This window comes from Streptomyces sp. NPDC042371 (assembly GCF_056437465.1).
Genome location: NZ_JBWKAP010000002.1, coordinates 582,238 through 600,745, shown reverse-complemented (window position 1 = coordinate 600,745; position 18,508 = coordinate 582,238). Strand labels below are relative to the sequence as shown.

At 69.2% G+C, this 18,508-nt stretch carries 17 protein-coding genes; 6 read left to right on the top strand and 11 right to left on the bottom strand.

The annotated features are described in order from the left end of the window. The first annotated feature begins 1 nt into the window (after nt 1). Both AC068B_RS08475 and AC068B_RS08470 read left to right on the top strand, forming a co-directional pair. On the top strand, nt 2-478 hold the full coding sequence (locus tag AC068B_RS08475) for a GtrA family protein (protein WP_478669915.1): 477 nt from the start codon (nt 2-4) through the stop codon (nt 476-478). Further along, nucleotides 466-1,446 (top strand): YihY/virulence factor BrkB family protein, encoded by a 981-nt coding sequence (locus tag AC068B_RS08470; protein WP_478669913.1) that lies wholly within the window; start codon nt 466-468, stop codon nt 1,444-1,446. The genes AC068B_RS08475 and AC068B_RS08470 overlap by 13 nt, the downstream gene beginning before the upstream one ends. Here the strand turns inward: AC068B_RS08470 and AC068B_RS08465 are convergent. Further along, nucleotides 1,437-2,678: a D-alanyl-D-alanine carboxypeptidase family protein gene (locus AC068B_RS08465; protein WP_356251328.1), complete on the bottom strand. Its 1,242-nt coding sequence runs from the start codon at nt 2,676-2,678 to the stop codon at nt 1,437-1,439. The genes AC068B_RS08470 and AC068B_RS08465 overlap by 10 nt on opposite strands. Nucleotides 2,679-2,811: 133 nt before the next feature. Here AC068B_RS08465 and AC068B_RS08460 point away from each other — a divergent pair, with 133 nt between their 5' ends. The 3 genes from AC068B_RS08460 (at nt 2,812) to AC068B_RS08450 (ending at nt 4,994) form a co-directional block, all read left to right on the top strand. Beyond that, nucleotides 2,812-3,054 carry an SCO4848 family membrane protein gene (locus AC068B_RS08460; RefSeq protein ID WP_478669911.1) on the top strand — a complete coding sequence of 81 codons (243 nt, stop codon included), beginning with the start codon at nt 2,812-2,814 and terminating at the stop codon, nt 3,052-3,054. 14 nt (nt 3,055-3,068) lie between these two features. After that, on the top strand, nt 3,069-4,406 hold the full coding sequence (locus AC068B_RS08455) for a metallophosphoesterase (protein WP_478669910.1): 1,338 nt from the start codon (nt 3,069-3,071) through the stop codon (nt 4,404-4,406). Between the two features lie 189 nt (nt 4,407-4,595). Further along, the gene (locus AC068B_RS08450; protein ID WP_478669907.1) at nt 4,596-4,994 is read left to right on the top strand and encodes an ATP-binding protein; all 399 of its coding nucleotides are present in this window, start codon (nt 4,596-4,598) and stop codon (nt 4,992-4,994) included. Nucleotides 4,995-5,038: 44 nt separating this feature from the next. Here the strand turns inward: AC068B_RS08450 and AC068B_RS08445 are convergent, their stop codons facing one another. The 10 genes from AC068B_RS08445 to AC068B_RS08400 form a co-directional block, all read right to left on the bottom strand. Then, entirely contained in the window at nt 5,039-5,485 is a 447-nt protein-coding gene (locus AC068B_RS08445) for a VOC family protein (RefSeq protein WP_478669906.1), read from the bottom strand. 94 nt (nt 5,486-5,579) lie between these two features. Next, entirely contained in the window at nt 5,580-6,632 is a 1,053-nt protein-coding gene (locus tag AC068B_RS08440; protein ID WP_478669905.1) for a hypothetical protein, read from the bottom strand. Nucleotides 6,633-6,640: 8 nt separating this feature from the next. Beyond that, nucleotides 6,641-7,285 (bottom strand): hypothetical protein, encoded by a 645-nt coding sequence (locus tag AC068B_RS08435; protein WP_478669903.1) that lies wholly within the window; start codon nt 7,283-7,285, stop codon nt 6,641-6,643. A 63-nt stretch (nt 7,286-7,348) separates the two neighbouring features. Continuing rightward, a complete protein-coding gene (locus AC068B_RS08430) occupies nt 7,349-7,780 on the bottom strand; it encodes a hypothetical protein (protein WP_478669901.1) in 432 nt (143 codons plus the stop codon). A 16-nt stretch (nt 7,781-7,796) separates the two neighbouring features. Further along, nucleotides 7,797-12,290, bottom strand: coding sequence for a DUF6531 domain-containing protein (locus tag AC068B_RS08425; RefSeq protein WP_478669900.1), 4,494 nt, complete (start codon nt 12,288-12,290; stop codon nt 7,797-7,799). A gap of 173 nt (nt 12,291-12,463) precedes the next feature. Continuing rightward, nucleotides 12,464-13,228 carry a succinate dehydrogenase iron-sulfur subunit gene (locus AC068B_RS08420; RefSeq protein ID WP_361177838.1) on the bottom strand — a complete coding sequence of 255 codons (765 nt, stop codon included), beginning with the start codon at nt 13,226-13,228 and terminating at the stop codon, nt 12,464-12,466. Next, the gene (gene sdhA / locus AC068B_RS08415; protein ID WP_468556209.1) at nt 13,228-14,982 is read right to left on the bottom strand and encodes a succinate dehydrogenase flavoprotein subunit; all 1,755 of its coding nucleotides are present in this window, start codon (nt 14,980-14,982) and stop codon (nt 13,228-13,230) included. Before sdhA ends, AC068B_RS08420 begins: the two co-directional genes overlap by 1 nt. A gap of 16 nt (nt 14,983-14,998) precedes the next feature. Further along, a complete protein-coding gene (locus tag AC068B_RS08410; protein WP_055569746.1) occupies nt 14,999-15,493 on the bottom strand; it encodes a succinate dehydrogenase hydrophobic membrane anchor subunit in 495 nt (164 codons plus the stop codon). An 8-nt stretch (nt 15,494-15,501) separates the two neighbouring features. Beyond that, a complete protein-coding gene (gene sdhC, locus AC068B_RS08405) occupies nt 15,502-15,882 on the bottom strand; it encodes a succinate dehydrogenase, cytochrome b556 subunit (protein WP_356251296.1) in 381 nt (126 codons plus the stop codon). 168 nt (nt 15,883-16,050) lie between these two features. Next, entirely contained in the window at nt 16,051-16,656 is a 606-nt protein-coding gene (locus AC068B_RS08400; protein ID WP_478669897.1) for a 2-oxo-4-hydroxy-4-carboxy-5-ureidoimidazoline decarboxylase, read from the bottom strand. A gap of 214 nt (nt 16,657-16,870) precedes the next feature. Here AC068B_RS08400 and AC068B_RS08395 point away from each other — a divergent pair, with 214 nt between their 5' ends. After that, nucleotides 16,871-18,466, top strand: coding sequence for a beta-N-acetylhexosaminidase (locus AC068B_RS08395; protein WP_478669894.1), 1,596 nt, complete (start codon nt 16,871-16,873; stop codon nt 18,464-18,466). Nucleotides 18,467-18,508 lie beyond the last annotated feature (42 nt).

Genomic DNA, 18,508 nt, shown 5'->3' with positions numbered 1-18,508 from the left:
TTTGAGATCCCTACGCGAACGGCTGCGCGCGCTCGGGCCCGAACTGCTCGGCTTCGCCGCCGCCGGAATCTGCGCCTACGCCGCCGACCTCGGCCTCTTCATCTGGCTGCGCGGACCCGTCGGCCTGGACCCGCTGACCGCCAAATCCCTCTCCTTCGTAGCGGGCTGTTCGGTGGCGTACGCGGGCAACGCACTCGGCACCTACCGGCAGAAGGCCGCGGAGATCTCGCGGCTGCGCCAGTACGCGGTGTTCTTCGCCGTCAACATCGCGGGCGCCCTCGTCCAACTGCTGTGCATCGCCGTCTCCCACTACGGGCTCGGCCTCACCTCACAGCGCGCGGACACCGTCTCAGGCGCCGGGATCGGTATGGCACTCGCCACTGTTCTGCGCTTTTGGGGTACCCGGACCTTGGTCTTCCGCACATCGGGCAGGACAACAGGCAGGACAGCAGGCACGGAGGCGTCATGGACTGGCTGAAGAAACTGCCCGGCATCGGGCCACTGGTGGAGAAGGGCATGCGCACGCACGCGTGGCAGTCCTACGAACGGCTCGACGAGGTGCACTGGGCGCGCCTGGCGGCCGCCATGACGTTCATCAGCTTCCTGGCACTCTTCCCGCTGCTCACCGTCGCGGCCGCCATCGCCGCGGCGACGCTTTCGAAGAAGCAGCAGGACACGCTCGAAAGCAAGATCTCCGAGCAGGTCCCCGGCATCTCCGACCAGCTGAACCTGGACGCCCTGGTCGCCAACGCGGGCACCGTGGGCCTCGTCGCGGGCGCCCTGCTGCTCTTCACCGGCATCGGCTGGGTCGGCTCGATGCGGGAGTGCCTGCGCGCCGTCTGGGAGCTGGAGGACGACGAGGAGAACCCGGTCCTGCGCAAGGTCAAGGACGCCGGGGTGCTCTTCGGGCTCGGCGGCGCGGGGCTCGCGTCGTTCGCCGCATCCGCGCTCGCGTCGACCGCGGTCGGGCAGGCCGCCGACCTCTTCGGCATCGACGAGCAGGGCTGGGGCGCGGTGCTGCTCCAGGTCGTCGCGTTCGCCATCGCCGTCCTCGCGGACTTCCTGCTGCTGCTCTACGTCCTGACGCTGCTGCCCAGCGTCCAGCCGGACCGGCGCGACCTCGTCACCGCCGCGCTGATCGGAGCGGCAGGCTTCGAGCTGCTCAAGCTGCTGCTCGGCGGCTATATGAAGGGCGTCGCCTCGAAGAACATGTACGGCGCCTTCGGAGTGCCCGTCGCACTCCTCCTGTGGATCAACTTCACCGCGAAGCTGCTGCTGTTCTGCGCCGCCTGGACGGCGACGCGCAAGGCGTCACGTACAGCGGCGGCGGACGGCGAAGAGGCAGCCTCCGAAGAGACTGCCTCCACAATCACGCCCTCCGTAGAGGCCGCCTCCACAATCACGCCCTCCGGAGAGGCCGGAGAAGGCAGTACCCGTCAGTCCTGAGGCGTACGCCGGCCCGACTGGCCCGGCAGCGGCATCCGGCGCCGGATCACGAAGACACCACCGGCGAGCACCACGAGCACACCGCCCGTGATCGCGAGCGCGGTGCCCATGCCGCCGCCCCCGCCGTCGGAGGAGTGCGCGGCGTTCTCCGCGTCCGTGCCGCCGCCACCGCTGCCCGGGGCGCCCTTGCCCGCGCCGCCCGTACCGGCACCCTTCGGGGCGACGAGCTCACCCACGGGGTCGACCTTGCCCGCCGCCTTGAAGCCCCAGTCGAACAGACGCGTCGTCTCCTTGTAGACCGCGTGGGTCTCACCGGACGAGGGGTTCATGACGGTGACGAGGAGAACCTTGCCGTTGCGCTCGGCAACACCAGTGAAGGTGTTTCCCGCGTTCGTGGTGTAGCCGTTCTTGACGCCCGCGATGCCCTTGTAGGCGCTGATGCCGGGGGCGCCGGTGAGCAGCCGGTTGGTGTTCTGGATCTCGAAGGACTCGCGCTTCGTCTCGCCCTTGTCCTTGCCCTTCTTGATCTTCTTGGTCTCGCCGGGGAACTTGGCCGTGGCCGTCGAGCAGTACTCGCGGAAGTCCTTCTTCTGCAGCCCCGAGCGGGCGAACAGCGACAGGTCGTACGCGGACGAGACCTGCCCCTTCGCGTCGTAGCCGTCGGGGGAGACCACGTGCGTGTCGAGGGCCTGCAGCTCGTCGGCGTGCTTCTGCATGTCCTTGACGGTCTTCGGGACGCCGTCGTTCATCGCGGACAGCACGTGCACCGCGTCGTTGCCCGACTTCAGGAAGACGCCGAGCCACAGGTCGTGGACGCTGTACGTCTCGTTCTCCTTGATGCCGACCATGCTGCTGCCCGCGCCGATGCCCGCCATGTCGGAGAGCGCGACCTTGTGCTTCTGCGACTTCGGGAACTTCGGCAGGACCGTGTCGGCGAAGAGCATCTTGAGGGTGCTCGCGGGAGGCAGCCGCCAGTGCGCGTTGTGCGAGGCGAGGACCTCACCGGACTCGGCGTCCGAGACGATCCAGGAGCGCCCCGTCAGGTCCTTGGGCAGCACCGGCGCGCCCGGCTTGAGCTTCACCTGGGTGCCCGCCTGACCGAGCTGCGCACCGCCCACGGTGGACATCTTGGCGGGCGGCTTCGGTTGGTCGTCGTCGCCTCCCGGCTTTCCGTCCGCGAGCGCGGGCGCTGCGGTCGACATGGTGAGCAATGCGGCGGAAGCGACCAACATGGCGGTCTTTTTTACGGCAGGCACGGACGAGAACGTACAGGGCGGGGCTGTGGAAGTCGCTCCCGAGGTGGGCTGTGTCCCCTCGTCCCCACCCCGGCGGCGGTGCGGCAGGGAAGCTCGCGATACTGAACGCATGAAGCTCAGCCGCCCTGTCTCCTGGTTCCTGCTCGCCTTCGGGGTGTGGAGCTGGTTCATCTGGATCACTTTCGTCAAGAACCTGTGGAAGGACGGCAGCGGGCTCGCCTTCGACGACGCGGACAACCCGACCGGGTACTTCTGGGTGCACCTGACGCTTGCCGCTGTCTCCTTTGTCTTGGGGACGGTGGTGGGGACCATCGGGTTCCGTGGAGTCCGTGCTCTGCGCAGAACGCCATAGCCGTGGTTGCCCTCATGGTCCTCGTGGGCCTCGCCGTTCTCGCGGCCTTCGCCGCCCTCCACTGGTACGCGTGGCGCCGCCTGGTGCGGGACACCACGGCCGGGCCCGGGCTCGCCCGGCGCGCCGGGACGGCGGTCTTCGTCGCGGCGCCGCTGATGATGTTCGGGGCGCTCGTCGCGGAGCGGACCGGGGCGCCGTTCCTGCTCCAGCAGGTCCTGGCCTGGCCAGGCTTCATGTGGATGGCCCTCTCGCTCTACCTCCTGCTCGCGCTGATCGTGGGGGAGCTGCTGCGTCCCCTGGTGCGGCGGTGGGTGGAACGGGAGAGGACCGCTCCGGAAGCGGTACGCGTATCCGTGGCGGAGTGCGTGCCCGCGACCGGGTCCGATCGGGAGCGGCCCGCACCGGATTCGGCTCGTCCCGCACCGGATCAGGCTGCCCCCGAGGCCGAAAAGCCTGCCCCTGCGCCTGCCCCCGAGCCCGCCTCCGAGCCTGCGCCCGCACCAGCGCCCGAGCCCGAGAAGACAGCCCCCTCCCGCCGCCTCTTCGTCTCCCGCATCGTCGGCGGGACCGCGGCCGCCGTCGCCGCGGGGACCGTCGGCTACGGGACGTACGGCGTGCTCCGCGGCCCCAAGGTGAAGCGGGTCACCGTGCCCCTGGCGAAACTGCCGCGCGGAGCCCACGGGTTCAGGATCGCCGTGGTCAGCGACATCCACCTCGGGCCGATCCTCGGACGCGGCTTCACCCAGCGCGTGGTCGACACCGTCAACGCCACGCAGCCCGACCTGATCGCCGTGGTGGGCGACCTGGTGGACGGCAGCGTCGAGCACCTCGCCCCGGCCGCGGCGCCGCTGGCCGGAATGCGGGCGCGGCACGGCGCGTACTTCGTCACCGGCAACCACGAGTACTTCTCCGGCGCCGAGCAGTGGGTCGACCACGTGCGCGAGCTCGGCCTGCACCCGCTGCGGAACGCCCGCACCGAACTCCCCGCCTTCGACCTCGCGGGCGTCGACGACGTGGCGGGCGAGGACGAGGGGAAGGGCCCCGACTTCGCCAAGGCGCTCGGCGACCGGGACCGCTCACGGGCCTCCGTGCTCCTCGCGCACCAGCCGGTCGTCATCCATGACGCGGTCGAGCACGGCGTGGACCTGCAGCTGTCCGGCCATACGCACGGCGGCCAGCTCTGGCCCGGCAACCTCATCGCCGACCTGGCCAACCCCACGCTCGCGGGCCTGGAGCGGTACGGCGACACCCAGCTCTACGTGACCCGTGGCGCGGGTGCGTGGGGGCCGCCGGTGCGTGTCGGGGCGCCCTCGGACATCACGGTCGTCGAACTGGCGTCGCGACAGGCCTGACACCCACACCTCCGCGCCCCCGCCCTCCCCACCCCCCTGTTCCCTGGGGTATTTGGTTCAGAACTGGCCAGATATGGGTGTGCCCGGGGATGCCGCAGTGACACCGCGGGCCCCTCCGCGCAGCATGGTCGGAGGGGGGAGCGGGGAGGCAGGGAAATCAGGGGGCCATGGGGTGGGGGTAAAGGGGACGTGCTGAGACGTGATGCCTTCAGATTGCCGCCGCACCCGGCGTCGGTGCCGTTGGCCCGGTCGCGGGTGTACGACCATCTGAAGGCCTGGGGGCATACGGCGGACCACGGGGCGCTGGACGACACCGTGCTCCTCGTGTCGGAGCTCGCGACCAACGCGATCCTTCACGGGTTCGTCGTCGAGGGGGAGTTCGAGGTCGCGGTGACGGTGCTCGCCGACGGCTCGTGCTTCATAGAGGTGTCCGACGAGAGCTCTGCGGAGCCGGAGGTGCGCACCGTCGGCGCCTCGGAGGACGAGAACGGCCGTGGCATGCGGCTCCTGGACGCGATCGCGGAGACCTGGGGGGTGTGGTGGCGCGGCGGCCGCGGCAAGACGGTGTGGGCGCTGGTGCGGGGGTGAGCCGCCGTCTCCCGAGCCGGGGAGCCCGCCCTGGCCCCGGCGTGTCAGGAAGTCCGCGCCAGCTCCGGCCGCTTGAGGTAGTCCGTGAAGCCGACGACGTTCCCCCACGAGTCGGCGATCTCCACCGTCCAGCCGGTGGCCACGGAGAACGGCTCGGCGAGCAGGGGGATCCCCGCGGCCGCCAGGGCCCGGCCCTTCGCGCGGGCGTCGGGGACCTCCAGCCAGATCCGGGGCGAGGGCCACGCAGGCGTACGCGGCACGATGCCGTCCTCCACGCGCAGCAGCATGCCCGGCGTTTCCTTGCCCACCTTCAGGATGGCGAGGCCGATCTCGTCGAGCCGGAACGCGACCGGGAAGCCCGCCCGTTCGTAGAACCCGACGGCCTCGCCGAGGTCGCCGACGGGAAACAGGACGTTGTCGAAGCCGAGCAGCTCCGTGGAGTGATCGGCGGACCGGTCAACGGACAGGCCGACCGACTGGTTGTCTGACATTCCGTCAGGGTAGGTCGGGGGCCGCCGTACCGGCGCAGGCGCGCATGAAGCCCGCCGGGCGCGCACGATTCTTCGGCCGTACGGCCCCCATGGCCTACCGGTTGATGGACTGGATCTCCTGGACGTTCAGGTCCTGGGTGCCTTCGAAGGTGCCGTCGGGCAGGTCGTGCTCGCCGTCGTTGTCCGACCCCTCCCAGGTGATCTTCCAGGTGATGGACGCCTTCATCTGGTACGGCTTGCCGCCGGTGGCGCGCAGGTACTTGATGCCGCACGGCGGGTCCTCCTTCGAGGAGCCCTTCGTGTACGGCGTTCCGATGCTGCCGTCGTCGTTGACCGCGCACTCGCCGTCGGACGGGAAGGTCTCGGCGTCCGAGGTGCCCGGGTCCAGGTGGAGGCTGACGGGCTTGGCGGTGGTCTCGGCCCACAGGCCCGTGCCGGGCAGCTCGGCGCGGACCTTCACGGGCTCGAACTTGCCCTTGTCCAGCCACACCCAGGTGGGCACCTTCACGGTCGACTTGCCCTCGGGCTTCAGTTCGACCTTGGTGTCGGGGACCTTCACCTTGTTGTAGGCGTAGCCCGCCAGGATCTTCGGGGTGGGCGCGTTCTTGATGTCGGGAATCTCCTGGGCGTCCTGCCAGAAGAGGTTCGTCTCGCACTGCCGGGCTTCGAAGGTGTCCTCGACGTCGGGGTTCATGACTCCGCGCCAGAACTTCCCGTCCTTGCCGATGTTGAAGTTCTTGTAGCCCTCGGCGCCGTCCGACTGCTCCTTGCCCTTCTCATAGTGGTTCACCATGAGCTCTTCGCCCCAGCTGAGCGAGGGCGTCACATGGACCAGGTCGCCGCCCTTCTTCAGCTTCTCCACGCCGTCCTTGAGCTGCTCGGGGGTGGCCACCGGCTCGTACCAGCAGGACGGCGGCTTCCAGTTCGGGTCCACCGCCACGACGGGCTTCGAGCCACCGCTCTTGCCGCCGCTGACCTGCTTGACCGTGACGCTCGTGCCGACGCCCGCGGTGAGTGTGTTGCCGGAGGAATCGCCGGACGGCCGGGCCGGTCCGTTGTCCTCCTTCCCGCCGAGCGCGTGTGCCGTCGCGGGCCAGGCGCCGAGCGCGAGAACGGCCGTGGCCACCAGCGGGAGGGACCTCTTCAACGACTGCCTCACTTGTCGCACCCCCCGCGCTCCGTCTCCAGCGAAACGGTGCTCCAGACGCCGTCGGACGTCTTCCTCAGCGTGGTGCGGTACTGGAGGACGGGGTCCGTGTCCTCCGGGGTGCCCACGCGCTTCTTCGTCTTGCGGTTCTCGGTGTAACCCTTGCTCTCGTCCACGCAGTAGAAGAGCACGCCGCCCGCGTCGGAGAGGCTCACCTGCGGGTTGAACACCCGCACGCTCCCGACCAGGCTGTCGTCGGTGTCCACGTAGCCCTTGACGTACTTCTGGGAGGACTTGAGGGCCTGCATCGAGGTGTAGAAGCTCAGCGGCTTCGCCTGCGGGTCGGCGTCGATGATGGCCAGGTACTCCGCCTTCAGGCGGTCCTTGCCGTCGTCCAGGATCGCCTGCTTCTTCGGGTCGCTGTTGTGCCAGCTCACGAAGTCGGCCTTGAACGTCTTCGGCAGCTCCACGCCGGGGCGCTTCGCGCCACCGGGCTCGGCGCTCGCGGAGGCCTTGGGCTTCCCGCCCTCGTCCGCTCCGGCGATCTTGTCCGAGGAATCGTCATCCCCTCCCCCCGAGCCGCACGCGGTCAACAACAGGGCCGCGGACACGGTCAGCGCGGCCGTCATGAGACGAATGGGTTGGCGGTTCACTCTGAACTCCTGGTGCGGGTGGGGGGAAAGGTGAGGGACGGTGGAGGGGGAGGGGAATGTGGCCTATGAGTACGCGGAAAGGAATTCACGGACTTCGCCGATGGTCGTCCGCCATTCGGAGATCTCGTTTCCGTCCTCGTCGACCGTGCTGTGCGGCTCCACCGAAAGCCACGGCTCCGTCGGCCGGAATTCCTCGGCGAGTTCGCCGAGGAAAATGATCGAATTCTGGACGTACACGTCCGTGCCGCGCCGGTAGACCGGCCAGCAGAAGACGAAGTTCGCGGTCGCCGGGTCGGTGATCGAGGTGACGAGGCACGAGTCGACCTCGCTCTGCCCGTCGATGCGGCGCAGGGCGCGCACCCAGCTGTCCCGGTAGTCGTCGGTGCTCCAGTAGGAGAGATCCATCGGAAAGTTCTCCGAGAAATCCCCCACCGAGATCCTGCCGACGGCCGTGGTGCCGTTCGCGGCCTCCTCCGCCGACGGCTCCGAGACCACCTGGATCGAGAAGGCGTCACTTCTTGATGTAGTTGAGGTTCGCGTCGTAGGTGCCAATCCTCTGCCCCTTCTTGTTGTACACCTTCCAGCCGTCAGAGACGTTGTGGCCGTCGACGTCGGGAGTGATGTAGTTCTTTCCGTTGGAGAACACATCCTGGCCATGGGAATGGAAAGGCGCCCGCTGCGGAGGTGTTCGCGTCTTGTAACCGAGTTCGGCCGCGCGGTCCTTCAGCGTCGCGGCGTAGAGCTCCTTGCTCTGCTCGCTCCGCTTTCCGACCATGTCCGGGTGGTAGGGGTCGTTCTTCAGCGCGGGAGAAGAGGTGTACCCCTTGCGGAGGATCTCGTCTTCGCAGGGGGTCAGCCCGAGCGGGTCGGACCACGTGTGCGGATTGTGTACGTAGGTGGCGTGGTTCGGGTCGGGGGTGAGCCCGAGCGGGTCGGGCGTGAGGTAACGGGCCGTCTCGGGGTCGTAGTGCCGGAAATAGTTGTAGTGGAGGCCGGTCTCGGCGTCGTGGTACTGGCCGGGGAAGCGGAGGGGTGTGTAGGCGGTCGCTCCCCGGTTCCAGGCGGTCGCGCCCCAGAGGCTGGCGCGGGTGCGCCACGCGACGTCGCCCTGTTCGTCGAGGAGTTCGGTGGGGGCGCCGACGACGTCGGTGACGATCGCGTAGAAGCGGCGGTCGACCTCGTGCTGCGTCGCGGTGGCGGTGTCGGACGTCCTCTTGCTCTCGGCCTGGGTCAGCGGGCGCAGGCCGTCGTGCTCCCAGGTGAGAGTGACGGTGTCCGCCGTGCCGGGGGCCTGGCTGGTCTGCTCGCACAGATTGGTCTCGTCCCAGGTGAAGTCCACCTGCTCGACGACGCTCTGCCCGTCCGGTGACAGACGCTGTTTCGCCGTCCGCCGCCCCAGCGGGTCGTACCGGTAGCGCCAGCGGGTCCCATCCGGAGTGACCACTGACGTGAGCCGGTCCTGCACGTCCCACGCGTAACGCCAGGTGTCGGGTTTCCGGGACAGCCGGGTCTTCTGGCGCAGGGTGATGCGCCCGGCCCCGTCGTATTCGTAGCGGACGCCTCCGGCGCTGCGGATGCGCGTGCCGGTGTACGTGCGTGCGCCGACGGCCTCCTGGCCGGGCATGGGGGAGGGCCAGGCGGCGTGGGTCTGGTTGCCGGCCGCGTCATAGGCGTACGACTCGGACCAGCCCGCCGCGTGGACGGCGGTGACCCGGCCGACCGGGTCGAGGTCGAAGCGGCGCGATCCGTTGAGCCGGTCGTCGATGCCGACGAGGTGACCGTCGGCGCGGTAGGTGTAGGCGCGGCTCTGGACCTGCCCCGCCGCTCCGGCGATCTCCTGGCTGGTCAGCCGGCCCAGCTCGTCGAAGCCCTGGGTGAAGGCGACGTCCTCGCCGAGCCGCCGGGACAGCTCCCGGCCCTCCGCGTCGTGGGTGAAGCTCAGGCGTCGGCCGGAGGTGACGAGCTCCGCGCGGTTGCCCGCCGCGTCGTACGTCCATGTGCTCACCGCGCCGGACGGCGTGGTCCTGCCGGTGCGGCGGCCCAGGGCGTCGTAGGTGTACGTCGACGTGCGCCCGGCGACCGTCTCCGACGTGATGTGTCCCGCCGCGTCGCGCTCCAGGGCGAGGACCACGTCGGGTCCGCGAGCGCCGACCAGGTCGCCCACGTCGTCGTACGTGTACGTGGTGACGTCCCCTGCCGCGTCCTTCGACACCGCGCGCCCCAGCACGTCCCGCTCGAAGCGGATCGTCTCGCCGGATGGCAGGGTGCGCGCCGTCAGCTGGTCCGCCGCGTCGTGGACGTAGTGGAAGATCCGGTCGTCGAAGTCGCTCTCCGCCACCAGTCGCCCCGCCGGGTCGTACTCGTAGCTCCAGGCCAGCCCGAGCGGGTTGACGACCTTGCGCAGTTGGAGCTCCGCGTCGTGCTCGAACGTGTACCGGGCGCCGTCGGGGCCGGTGCGGGCCGACAGGAGGTCGAAGTGGGTGTACTCGAAGGTCGACACGCCACCCATGGCGTCGGTGTGGGAGGTGCAGTTGCCCTCTCCGTCGTACGTCCACGACTCGGTGCTGCCGTCCGCGGCCATGTGCCGGGCGATACGGCCCTCGACCGTCCACTCCAGGTGCGTGACGGCGCCGGACGCCGCAGTCACCGCGGTCGGACGGCCGAAGCCGTCCCGCACGTACTCGGTCGTCCCGCCGAGTGGATCGACGGTCCGCAGGGGAAGTCCCGCCGCGTCGCACTCGATCCGGGCGGTGTGGCCGAGCGGGTCGGTCACCGAGGTCAGCCGCCCGCGGTCGTCGTAGGTGAATCGGGTCTGCGCCGCGGCGGGAGAGAGGGTGCTGAGGTGGTTGCCCCGCTCGTCGTAGGTGTAGCGCCAGACCCTGCCGTCGGATTCGAGGAACTCCACAGGCTTGCTGTGCTCGTTGTGGACGATCCTGCTGCTGGTCCTGTCGGGGTGGTGGACCGCGACCAGGTTGCCGAGCGCGTCCCATTCGTAGCGGGTGGTGCGGCCCAGGCCGTCGGTCCGGGAGACGACCTCGTCACGCTCGTCGAACGCGTGCAGGACGGTGTGGCCCAAGGGGTTCGTCTCGGCGACGATCAGACAGCGGTCGTCGATGACGAAGCGTGAGGTGGCACCCGCGGAGGTGGTGACCTTTGTGACGCGGTGGCCGGGTCTGGCGGGGTCCGGCGCGTCGTAGGCGAAGGTGTTGGTGAGGTGACCGGCCTCACCGCCCTGGGCGATGCACCGGTCCCGGTCGTCGTACGTGTAGTCGTAGCGGCTGCCGTTGGAGTCCGTCCACGAGGTGATGCGCAGACGGTCGTCGTACGTGAACCGCGTCGGCGGGCCGGACGAGCCGGTGACGGCGGTGAGGTTGCCGTCCGTGTAGTCGTACCGCTTGAGCACGGCGTCCGCACCGTCCGGCCCCGCACCCGCCAGGGCGAGAGCCGTGACCCGGTCGTCGGTGACGGCGAGGGCGAGGCGGTAGCCGTGGGAGTGCCGGAAGGCCAGCGGCGTGCCGTCGCCGTCGTATTCGATGTCGACGGTGTTGCCGTTGCGGTCCGACACCGTGGTGAGCAGCGCCGTGTCGTCGTCCGGCGGGGCGAAGCGCAGGCTGCGGCCGCCGACCGGGTCGCTGATGAGGTAGCCGCCGTTGTCCAGCCGCTCCAGCGGCCGGCGCGGACCGGCGTCGGGCATGACGGGGGCGTCCGGGCCCGTGGGGTGCGGGTACGTGAGCAGCATGCCGTCCTCGGTGACGAAGACAACCCCGTCCTCGTCGAGTTCGAGGCGCTGGTCGATCGTGGAGGTCCAGCTCGGGCCGAACCAGCCGCCGGACCGGTAGCCGGAGGTCATGCGGCGGGTGAAGGACAGCGGCAGCGTGCCGGGCAGAGTGACGTCGGTGGCCTGGAGGAACATGTGGCCGGTGGCGACGTCGACCGGGTCGCCGCAGCCCTTGATCTTGCTCTTGGCCCGGTTGTACGCGCCCTTCGCCCCGTCCTTGACCGCGGTGCGCGCGGACTTGAAGCCCTTCAGCCCGCCCTTGAGACCCTTCAACCCCTTGCCGAGTTTGGCGGCGGTGGTGATGCCCTTCATGCCGGGCACGCAGTCCAGTGCCGCGAACGCGACGTCCATCAGGCCTGCTTCGCCCTTTGCGTATTTGCTCAAGGTGTCGGCGAGGACGATGGCGCCCGCGACGATCACGATGGCGGCGAGGATGGGGCCGCCGATGATCATCGCGATGACGCCGACGACGGCGACGACGACCTTGCAGACTTCGACGATGGTGTCCCAGTTGTCGGAGACCCAGTCGCCGACCTCCTCCCACCACTTGCGGTTCGGGATGCCCGCGTCGGACGCCTCGTCGATCTTCTTCTTCGCCGTCCCGGCGGCTTCCTCGCGCATCTTGCGGGCGTCGTCGGCCATCTTCTTCGCCGCGTCCAGCGCGCTCTGCGCGGAGTCCACATCACCCTGCGCGGACTTCTGGGCCTTCTCCGCGGAGTGCGCGTTGCGGGTGGCGGCCTTGACCTTGTCCTCGTCCGGCTTGGGCACGTCCTTGCCGCCGCCGGGCTTGTCCTTGTACTTGTCGGCTTCCTTGCCCGCCTTGTCCACCCAGGAGTTGGCCGAGGTGAGACGGGACTTGGCGGAGGTGAGGTCGGCCTGCGCCTCACGGCCCTTGACCAGTGCCTTGTCGGCCAGGGTCTGGGCGCGCTCCAGGTCGGGCCAGTACGCGGAGAGCGCGTCACCGGCCATCTCGTAGCTCTTCTTGAGCTTCTTCAGCTTGTCCGGCGCGTCCTCGAACTTCTCCGTGAACGCGTCCGCGGTCTTGCCCACCCACTTCAGGATGGCCTCGTCGCCCGCCATCCCCTTGATGTCCCGCAACACCCGGCCGACGTCGTCGGCGAAGTCGTGGAGGTTCTTCGCCAGCGACCGCACCCGGTGCGGATCACCCGGCGTCGGATCCTTCTCCAAGTCAAGGACATGCCAATCCCGCGGCCGATGACCCCCCATGCGATTCCCCCGTTGAGTGTTGCTCACTTCCCCTGTGCGAACTCACGATATCCACGGGGCGGCCGGAAACGCCAAGGCGTACCCCGCCACGGATCACGCGGGGTGGCGGACGCGCCGTGGGCCCCGCTCCGGACTGGAGCGGGGCCCACGGGGACGTACAGGCGGAAGTCTGGTCAGAAGCGACGCGTGATCAGCGCGCGCTTCACTTCCTGGATCGCCTTCGTGACCTCGATGCCACGCGGGCACGCGTCCGTGCAGTTGAACGTCGTGCGGCAACGCCACACGCCGTCCTTGTCGTTGAGGATCTCCAGGCGCTGCTCGCCCGCCTCGTCACGGCTGTCGAAGATGAAGCGGTGCGCGTTCACGATCGCGGCCGGGCCGAAGTACTGGCCGTCGTTCCAGAACACCGGGCACGAGGACGTGCACGCGGCGCACAGGATGCACTTGGTCGTGTCGTCGAAGCGCTCGCGGTCCTCGGCGCTCTGCAGACGCTCGCGCGTCGGCTCGTTGCCCTTCGTCACCAGGAACGGCATGACGTCGCGGTACGCCTGGAAGAACGGGTCCATGTCGACGACCAGGTCCTTCAGGACCGTCAGACCCTTGATGGGCTCAACCGTGATCGGCTTGGCCGGGTTGATGTCCTTGATCAGGGTCTTGCAGGCAAGACGGTTCTTGCCGTTGATCCGCATGGCGTCCGAACCGCAGATGCCGTGCGCGCAGGAGCGGCGGAACGTGAGCGTCCCGTCCAGCTCCCACTTGATCTTGTGGAGGCCGTCGAGGACGCGCTCCTTGGGGTCGATCTCCAGCTGGAAGTCTTCCCAGGTGGCGTCCGCCGAGACCTCCGGGTTGAAGCGGCGGATGCGGAACGTCACCGTGATCAGGTGCGAGCCGTTGTCCGCTTCGAGGGCCTCGAGCTTGTCCATCGTCGGGGTAGCCATCAGTACTTACGCTCCATCGGCTGGTAGCGGGTCTGGACGACCGGCTTGTAGTCGAGGCGGATCGACTCGGCGCCGTCGTCGCCGACCTCGCGGTACGCCATGGTGTGGCGCATGAAGTTGACGTCGTCGCGGGTGGGGAAGTCCTCGCGGTAGTGACCGCCGCGGGATTCCTTGCGGGCGAGCGCGGACTGCGCCATGACCTCGGCGAGGTCGAGCAGGTTGCCCAGCTCGATGGCCTCCAGGAGGTCGGTGTTGAAGCGCTTGCCCTTGTCCTGGATCGAGACGTTGAGGTAGCGCTTGCGCAGCTCCGCGATCTTCTCCACGGCCGTCTTGATCGTCTGTTCCGTGCGGAACACCATGACGTTGGCGTCCATGGTCTCCTGGAGCTCCGTGCGGATCTCGTGGACCCGCTCGTTGCCCGAGGCGTCGCGCAGCCGCTCGACCTGGGAGACGACGAGCTCCTCCGGGTTCTCCGGGAGCTCGACGAAGTCGTTCTTCGCGGCGTACTCCGCGGCGGCGATGCCCGCGCGGCGGCCGAAGACGTTGATGTCCAGGAGCGAGTTGGTGCCGAGGCGGTTGGCGCCGTGCACCGAGACGCAGGCCACCTCGCCCGCCGCGTACAGGCCAGGGACGACGGTCGAGTTGTCCGCGAGGACCTCGCCCTCGACGTTCGTCGGGATGCCGCCCATGGCGTAGTGCGCGGTCGGCTGGATCGGGATCGGGTCCGTGTAGGGCTCGATGCCGAGGTACGTGCGCGCGAACTCGGTGATGTCGGGCAGCTTGGCGTCCAGCTGCTCCGGCGGGAGGTGCGTGAGGTCGAGGTAGACGTGGTCGCCCTCGGGACCGCAGCCGCGGCCCTCACGGATCTCCGTGTAGATGGAGCGGGACACGACGTCACGGGACGCGAGGTCCTTCATGACCGGCGCGTACTTCTCCATGAAGCGCTCGCCGTCCTTGTTGCGGAGGATGCCGCCCTCACCGCGGGCGCCCTCCGTAAGAAGGATGCCCATGCGCCAGATGCCGGTCGGGTGGAACTGGAAGAACTCCATGTCCTCCAGCGGCAGCCCGCGCCGGTAGCAGGCCGCCTGGCCGTCACCGGTGAGCGTGTGCGCGTTCGAGGTCACCTTGAAGAACTTGCCGGTGCCGCCGGACGCGTAGATCACGGACTTCGCCTGGAAGACGTGGATCTCGCCGGTCGCCAGCTCGTACGCGACGACGCCCGCGCTCTTCTTGACCCCGTCCACCTCGACGATGAGCTGGTCGAGGACGTAGAACTCGTTGAAGAACTCCACACCCTCCTTGACGCAGTTCTGGTAGAGGGTCTGGAGGATCATGTGGCCGGTGCGGTCCGCGGCGTAGCAGGACCGGCGCACGGCGGCCTCGCCGTGGTTACGGGTGTGACCGCCGAAGCGACGCTGGTCGATGGTGCCGTCCGGCGTGCGGTTGAACGGCAGGCCCATCTTCTCCAGGTCGAGGACCGCGTCGATGGCCTCCTTCGCGAGGATCTCGGCGGCGTCCTGGTCGACCAGGTAGTCGCCGCCCTTGATCGTGTCGAAGGTGTGCCACTCCCAGTTGTCCTCCTCCACGTTGGCGAGCGCGGCGGCCATGCCGCCCTGCGCCGCGCCCGTGTGGGAGCGGGTGGGGTAGAGCTTCGTCAGGACCGCGGTGCGGCTGCGCTTCGTCGACTCGATCGCCGCGCGCATGCCCGCGCCACCGGCGCCGACGATGACGGTGTCGTACTTGTGAATCTTCACGGAAGTCGCCTCGGCTTTAGCGGATGTTCGGGTCGAAGGTGAAGATCACCAGCGTGCCCAGAAGGATGGTGAACACCGTGGCGGTGTACAGCAGGCCCTTGAGCCACAGACGCGTGTTCGGGCGCTCCGCGTAGTCGTTGATGACCGTGCGCAGGCCGTTGGCGCCGTGCAGCATCGCGAGCCACAGCATCAGCAGGTCCCAGACCTGCCAGAACGGCGAGGCCCAGCGACCGGCGACGAACGCGAAGCCGATCTTGGAGACACCGCCGTCGAGCACCAGCTGGATCAGCAGGTGGCCGAGGACGAGGACGACCAGAACGACGCCGGACAGGCGCATGAAGAGCCATGCGGCCATCTCGAAGTTGCCGCGGGTCGAGCGCGGGGTCTTGGAGGTGCGCTTACGAGGCGCCTCGATGACCGGGGCCGGGTTGTCGGCGTCGTAGAGCGATGCGCCCTCGACGGGTCCGATACCGGACGTTCCGGACTTCTCAAGCGTGGTGTCAGCAGACATGTCCGGCATCAGCTCCCGAAGACTTCGCGGACGGCGTGGCCGAGGACGGGGTAGAGCGCCCCGACCATCAGGACGAGCCAGATGCCGACGACGGTCCAGAGCATCTGCTTCTGGAGGCGGGGACCCTTCGACCAGAAGTCGACGGCGATGACACGCAGGCCGTTGAGCGCATGGAAGAGGATGGCGGCGACCAGGCCGTACTCGAGGAGTGCGACGATCGGCGTCTTGTAGGTGCTGACGACATCGTCGTACGCCTCCGGGGAGACGCGGACGAGAGCGGTGTCCAGCACATGCACGAACAGGAAGAAGAAGATGAGGACGCCGGTGACTCGGTGAGCCACCCAGGACCACATTCCTTCCCGGCCGCGGTACAGCGTTCCAGCCGGCACGGCAGAACCCTCCGGGAGCGGGGATTGGGGCCAGCCGGCTTGGGTGGTCGGACGGGCCCGGCCGGGTACGGTCCACCGGCCGCTCGTCATCGTATCGACGAGTTGTCGGTAGCCCTGCCCCGGGTCCGCAGGTGTGATCAAACAGGCAATCAAACAGGCACGTACGGGCTATCGGGACGCGTTTGCGATCGGCTCTCCCGTGCGGCGTGTCCCCCGGGCGCGTCCGGCGGTGTGACCCGTGGTGTGGCCAGGCGTGTTGCCGAAGGTGAACCGGACGAGGCGGCCGCGGGCGAGGCGGCGCAGCTCCTCGGCGGCGATGGCGCGCTCGTCCTCCGGATCGTTGCCGAGGCGTGACCGGATTCCGGCGAGCAGCTGGTCCAGCGCCTCGTCAGCGGGGACGTCGTCGAGGCAGATGACGAACGTGTGTCCGAAGCGGCTCTCGTATGCGGCGTGGGCGGCGTGCAGGGCGGTGTGGGCCGCGGTGTGGCCGGTCCTGGGCGCGCCCTGGTGCGGGACCTGAAGGGCCTGGGGGAGCACGACGTTGAGAGGTTCGCAGGCCAGGGCCTCGGTGAGGTCGGCGTCCGACAGGTCGTACGCCGCCTCGTCGGAGGCCGCGAGGAGTGCTTCCAGGTCGGGATAGGGCCGGTGGGCGGCGACGCGGCGGGCCCAGCGTCGGCTGCCGCAGCAGGTGAGGAGGACTGCTTCGGCCGCGTCCGGAGTGGCGGAGTTCAACTGGTGCGGGTGCAGCGTGCGCTCCTGGGCAGGGGGCGGCAAGGGTGGGGCGGTGCGGGTGTGGGGGTGTCGTAACGGTATCGAGGCGTGCTGTCGGCTGTCCGACGAGTGAGCGAATTTCACCCGAATGGGAGAGTTTGGCTTCGTGATGTGGACGAGCCGCTCGTGGAGGGGCGTCGTAGCGTGGCGGTATGGCTCTGGCTCTGGATTCGGCTCTGACTTCAGATTCGGCTCGCTCGTCGGTGCGAGGTGACCGGTGAGGCGCGGCCCCGTCGTCGCGGCGGGCGGAGTCGCCGTCGCGGGGGCGGTGGTGCTTGCCGTGGGGCTCTGGCCCGGCGGCGACGGCGGCGCCCGGGTGTCGCCGTCGGACGGCAAGTCCGCCGCGTCGCCCTCGGCGAGTCCCTCCAAGAGCTATGCGCTCTCCAAGGCCCCCGCCACCATCCCCGCCGTGCGCGAGCACACCGCGGCCCGCGGCCCCGGCTGGCGCCCCGCCGAGGGCAAGGGGCGTGTCGTCGTCGGTGACGGCGGCCTCGCCGACGAGGGGCGGCTGCTCGCGGACGAGCTGAAGCTGAAGTACGGCGGAGAGTCCGACCCCCGCAAGGGCGACGTGGAGCTGGCGCTCACGAACAGTAAGGGCGACAAGGGCAAGGGCGGCGCCGAGTCGTACACCCTCACCGTGAAGGGCGAGCAGGTGCGGATCGCCGCGCCCGCCCAGGCCGGTGTCTTCTACGGGACCCGCACCCTCAAACAGGAGGTGAGCGGCGGCCGGACCGCTCCCGAGGGCGTCGTACGCGACCGTCCGGCCAAACCGCGGCGCGGCTTCATGATCGACATCGCCAGGAAGCACTTCGACCTGAAGTGGATCGAGGACCGCATCCGTGAGCTCGGCGATCTGAAGTACAACCAGCTGGGCCTGCACTTCTCCGACGACCAGGCGTTCCGCATCGAATCGGACTCGCACCCCGAGATCGTCTCCTCCGACCACCTCACCAAGGACCAGGTCCGCCGCATCCTGAAGCTCGCCGAGAGCCGCCACATCACCGTCGTCCCCGAGATCGACTCGCCGGGACACCTCGGCGCGGTCATCCGCCAGCACCCCTCCCTCCAGCTCCGCGACTCCCGGGGCGTCGCCACGCGCGGCGCCGTCGACATCTCGAAGCCCGCGGCGGCGGAGATCGTCGACGACCTGCTCAAGGAGTACGCCGAGCTGTTCCCCGGCGCGTACTGGCACCTCGGCGCCGACGAATACCGCGCCCTCACGGTCAAGAACCCCGAGGCGTCCTACCCGCAGCTGGCCGCCGCGGCCCGCGAGCGCTACGGCGCCGACGGCCGCGTCCAGGACCTGGCGGCGGGCTGGCTCAACGACCGGGCCGACACCGTGCGCCCGTTCGACAAGAAGCTGAAGGCCTGGAACGACGGGTTCTTCCGGGGCGGCACCGAGCAGGCCGCCGACGACCTCGAAGTCGCGTACTGGACCGGCAAGGAGATCGGCGCGCGCGAGCCCGACGAGTATCTGAAGGCGGGCCGCAAGGTCGTCAACTACAACGACGAGTACCTCTACTACGTCCTCGGGCAGCCCAACACCTTCCGCTATCCGACCGGGCAGCGGATCTACGAGAGCTGGACCCCGCTGGTGCTCCGCGGCACGCGGCCGGTGAGCGAGCGGTACGACGACCAGATCCTCGGCGGCACGTTCGCGGTCTGGTGCGACCTCGCGGGCTCCCAGAGCCAGGAGCAGGTGGCGGAGGGCATCCGCATGCCGCTGCGGGCCACCGTCCAGAAGCTCTGGGACCCGAGGAAACCCACTCTGGCCTGGAATGACTTCGTGAAGCTCGCCGACGCGGTCCGATAGCGCCATTTCTGCTTTCCGGTAGCGGACTTGCCTGTGTCTGTG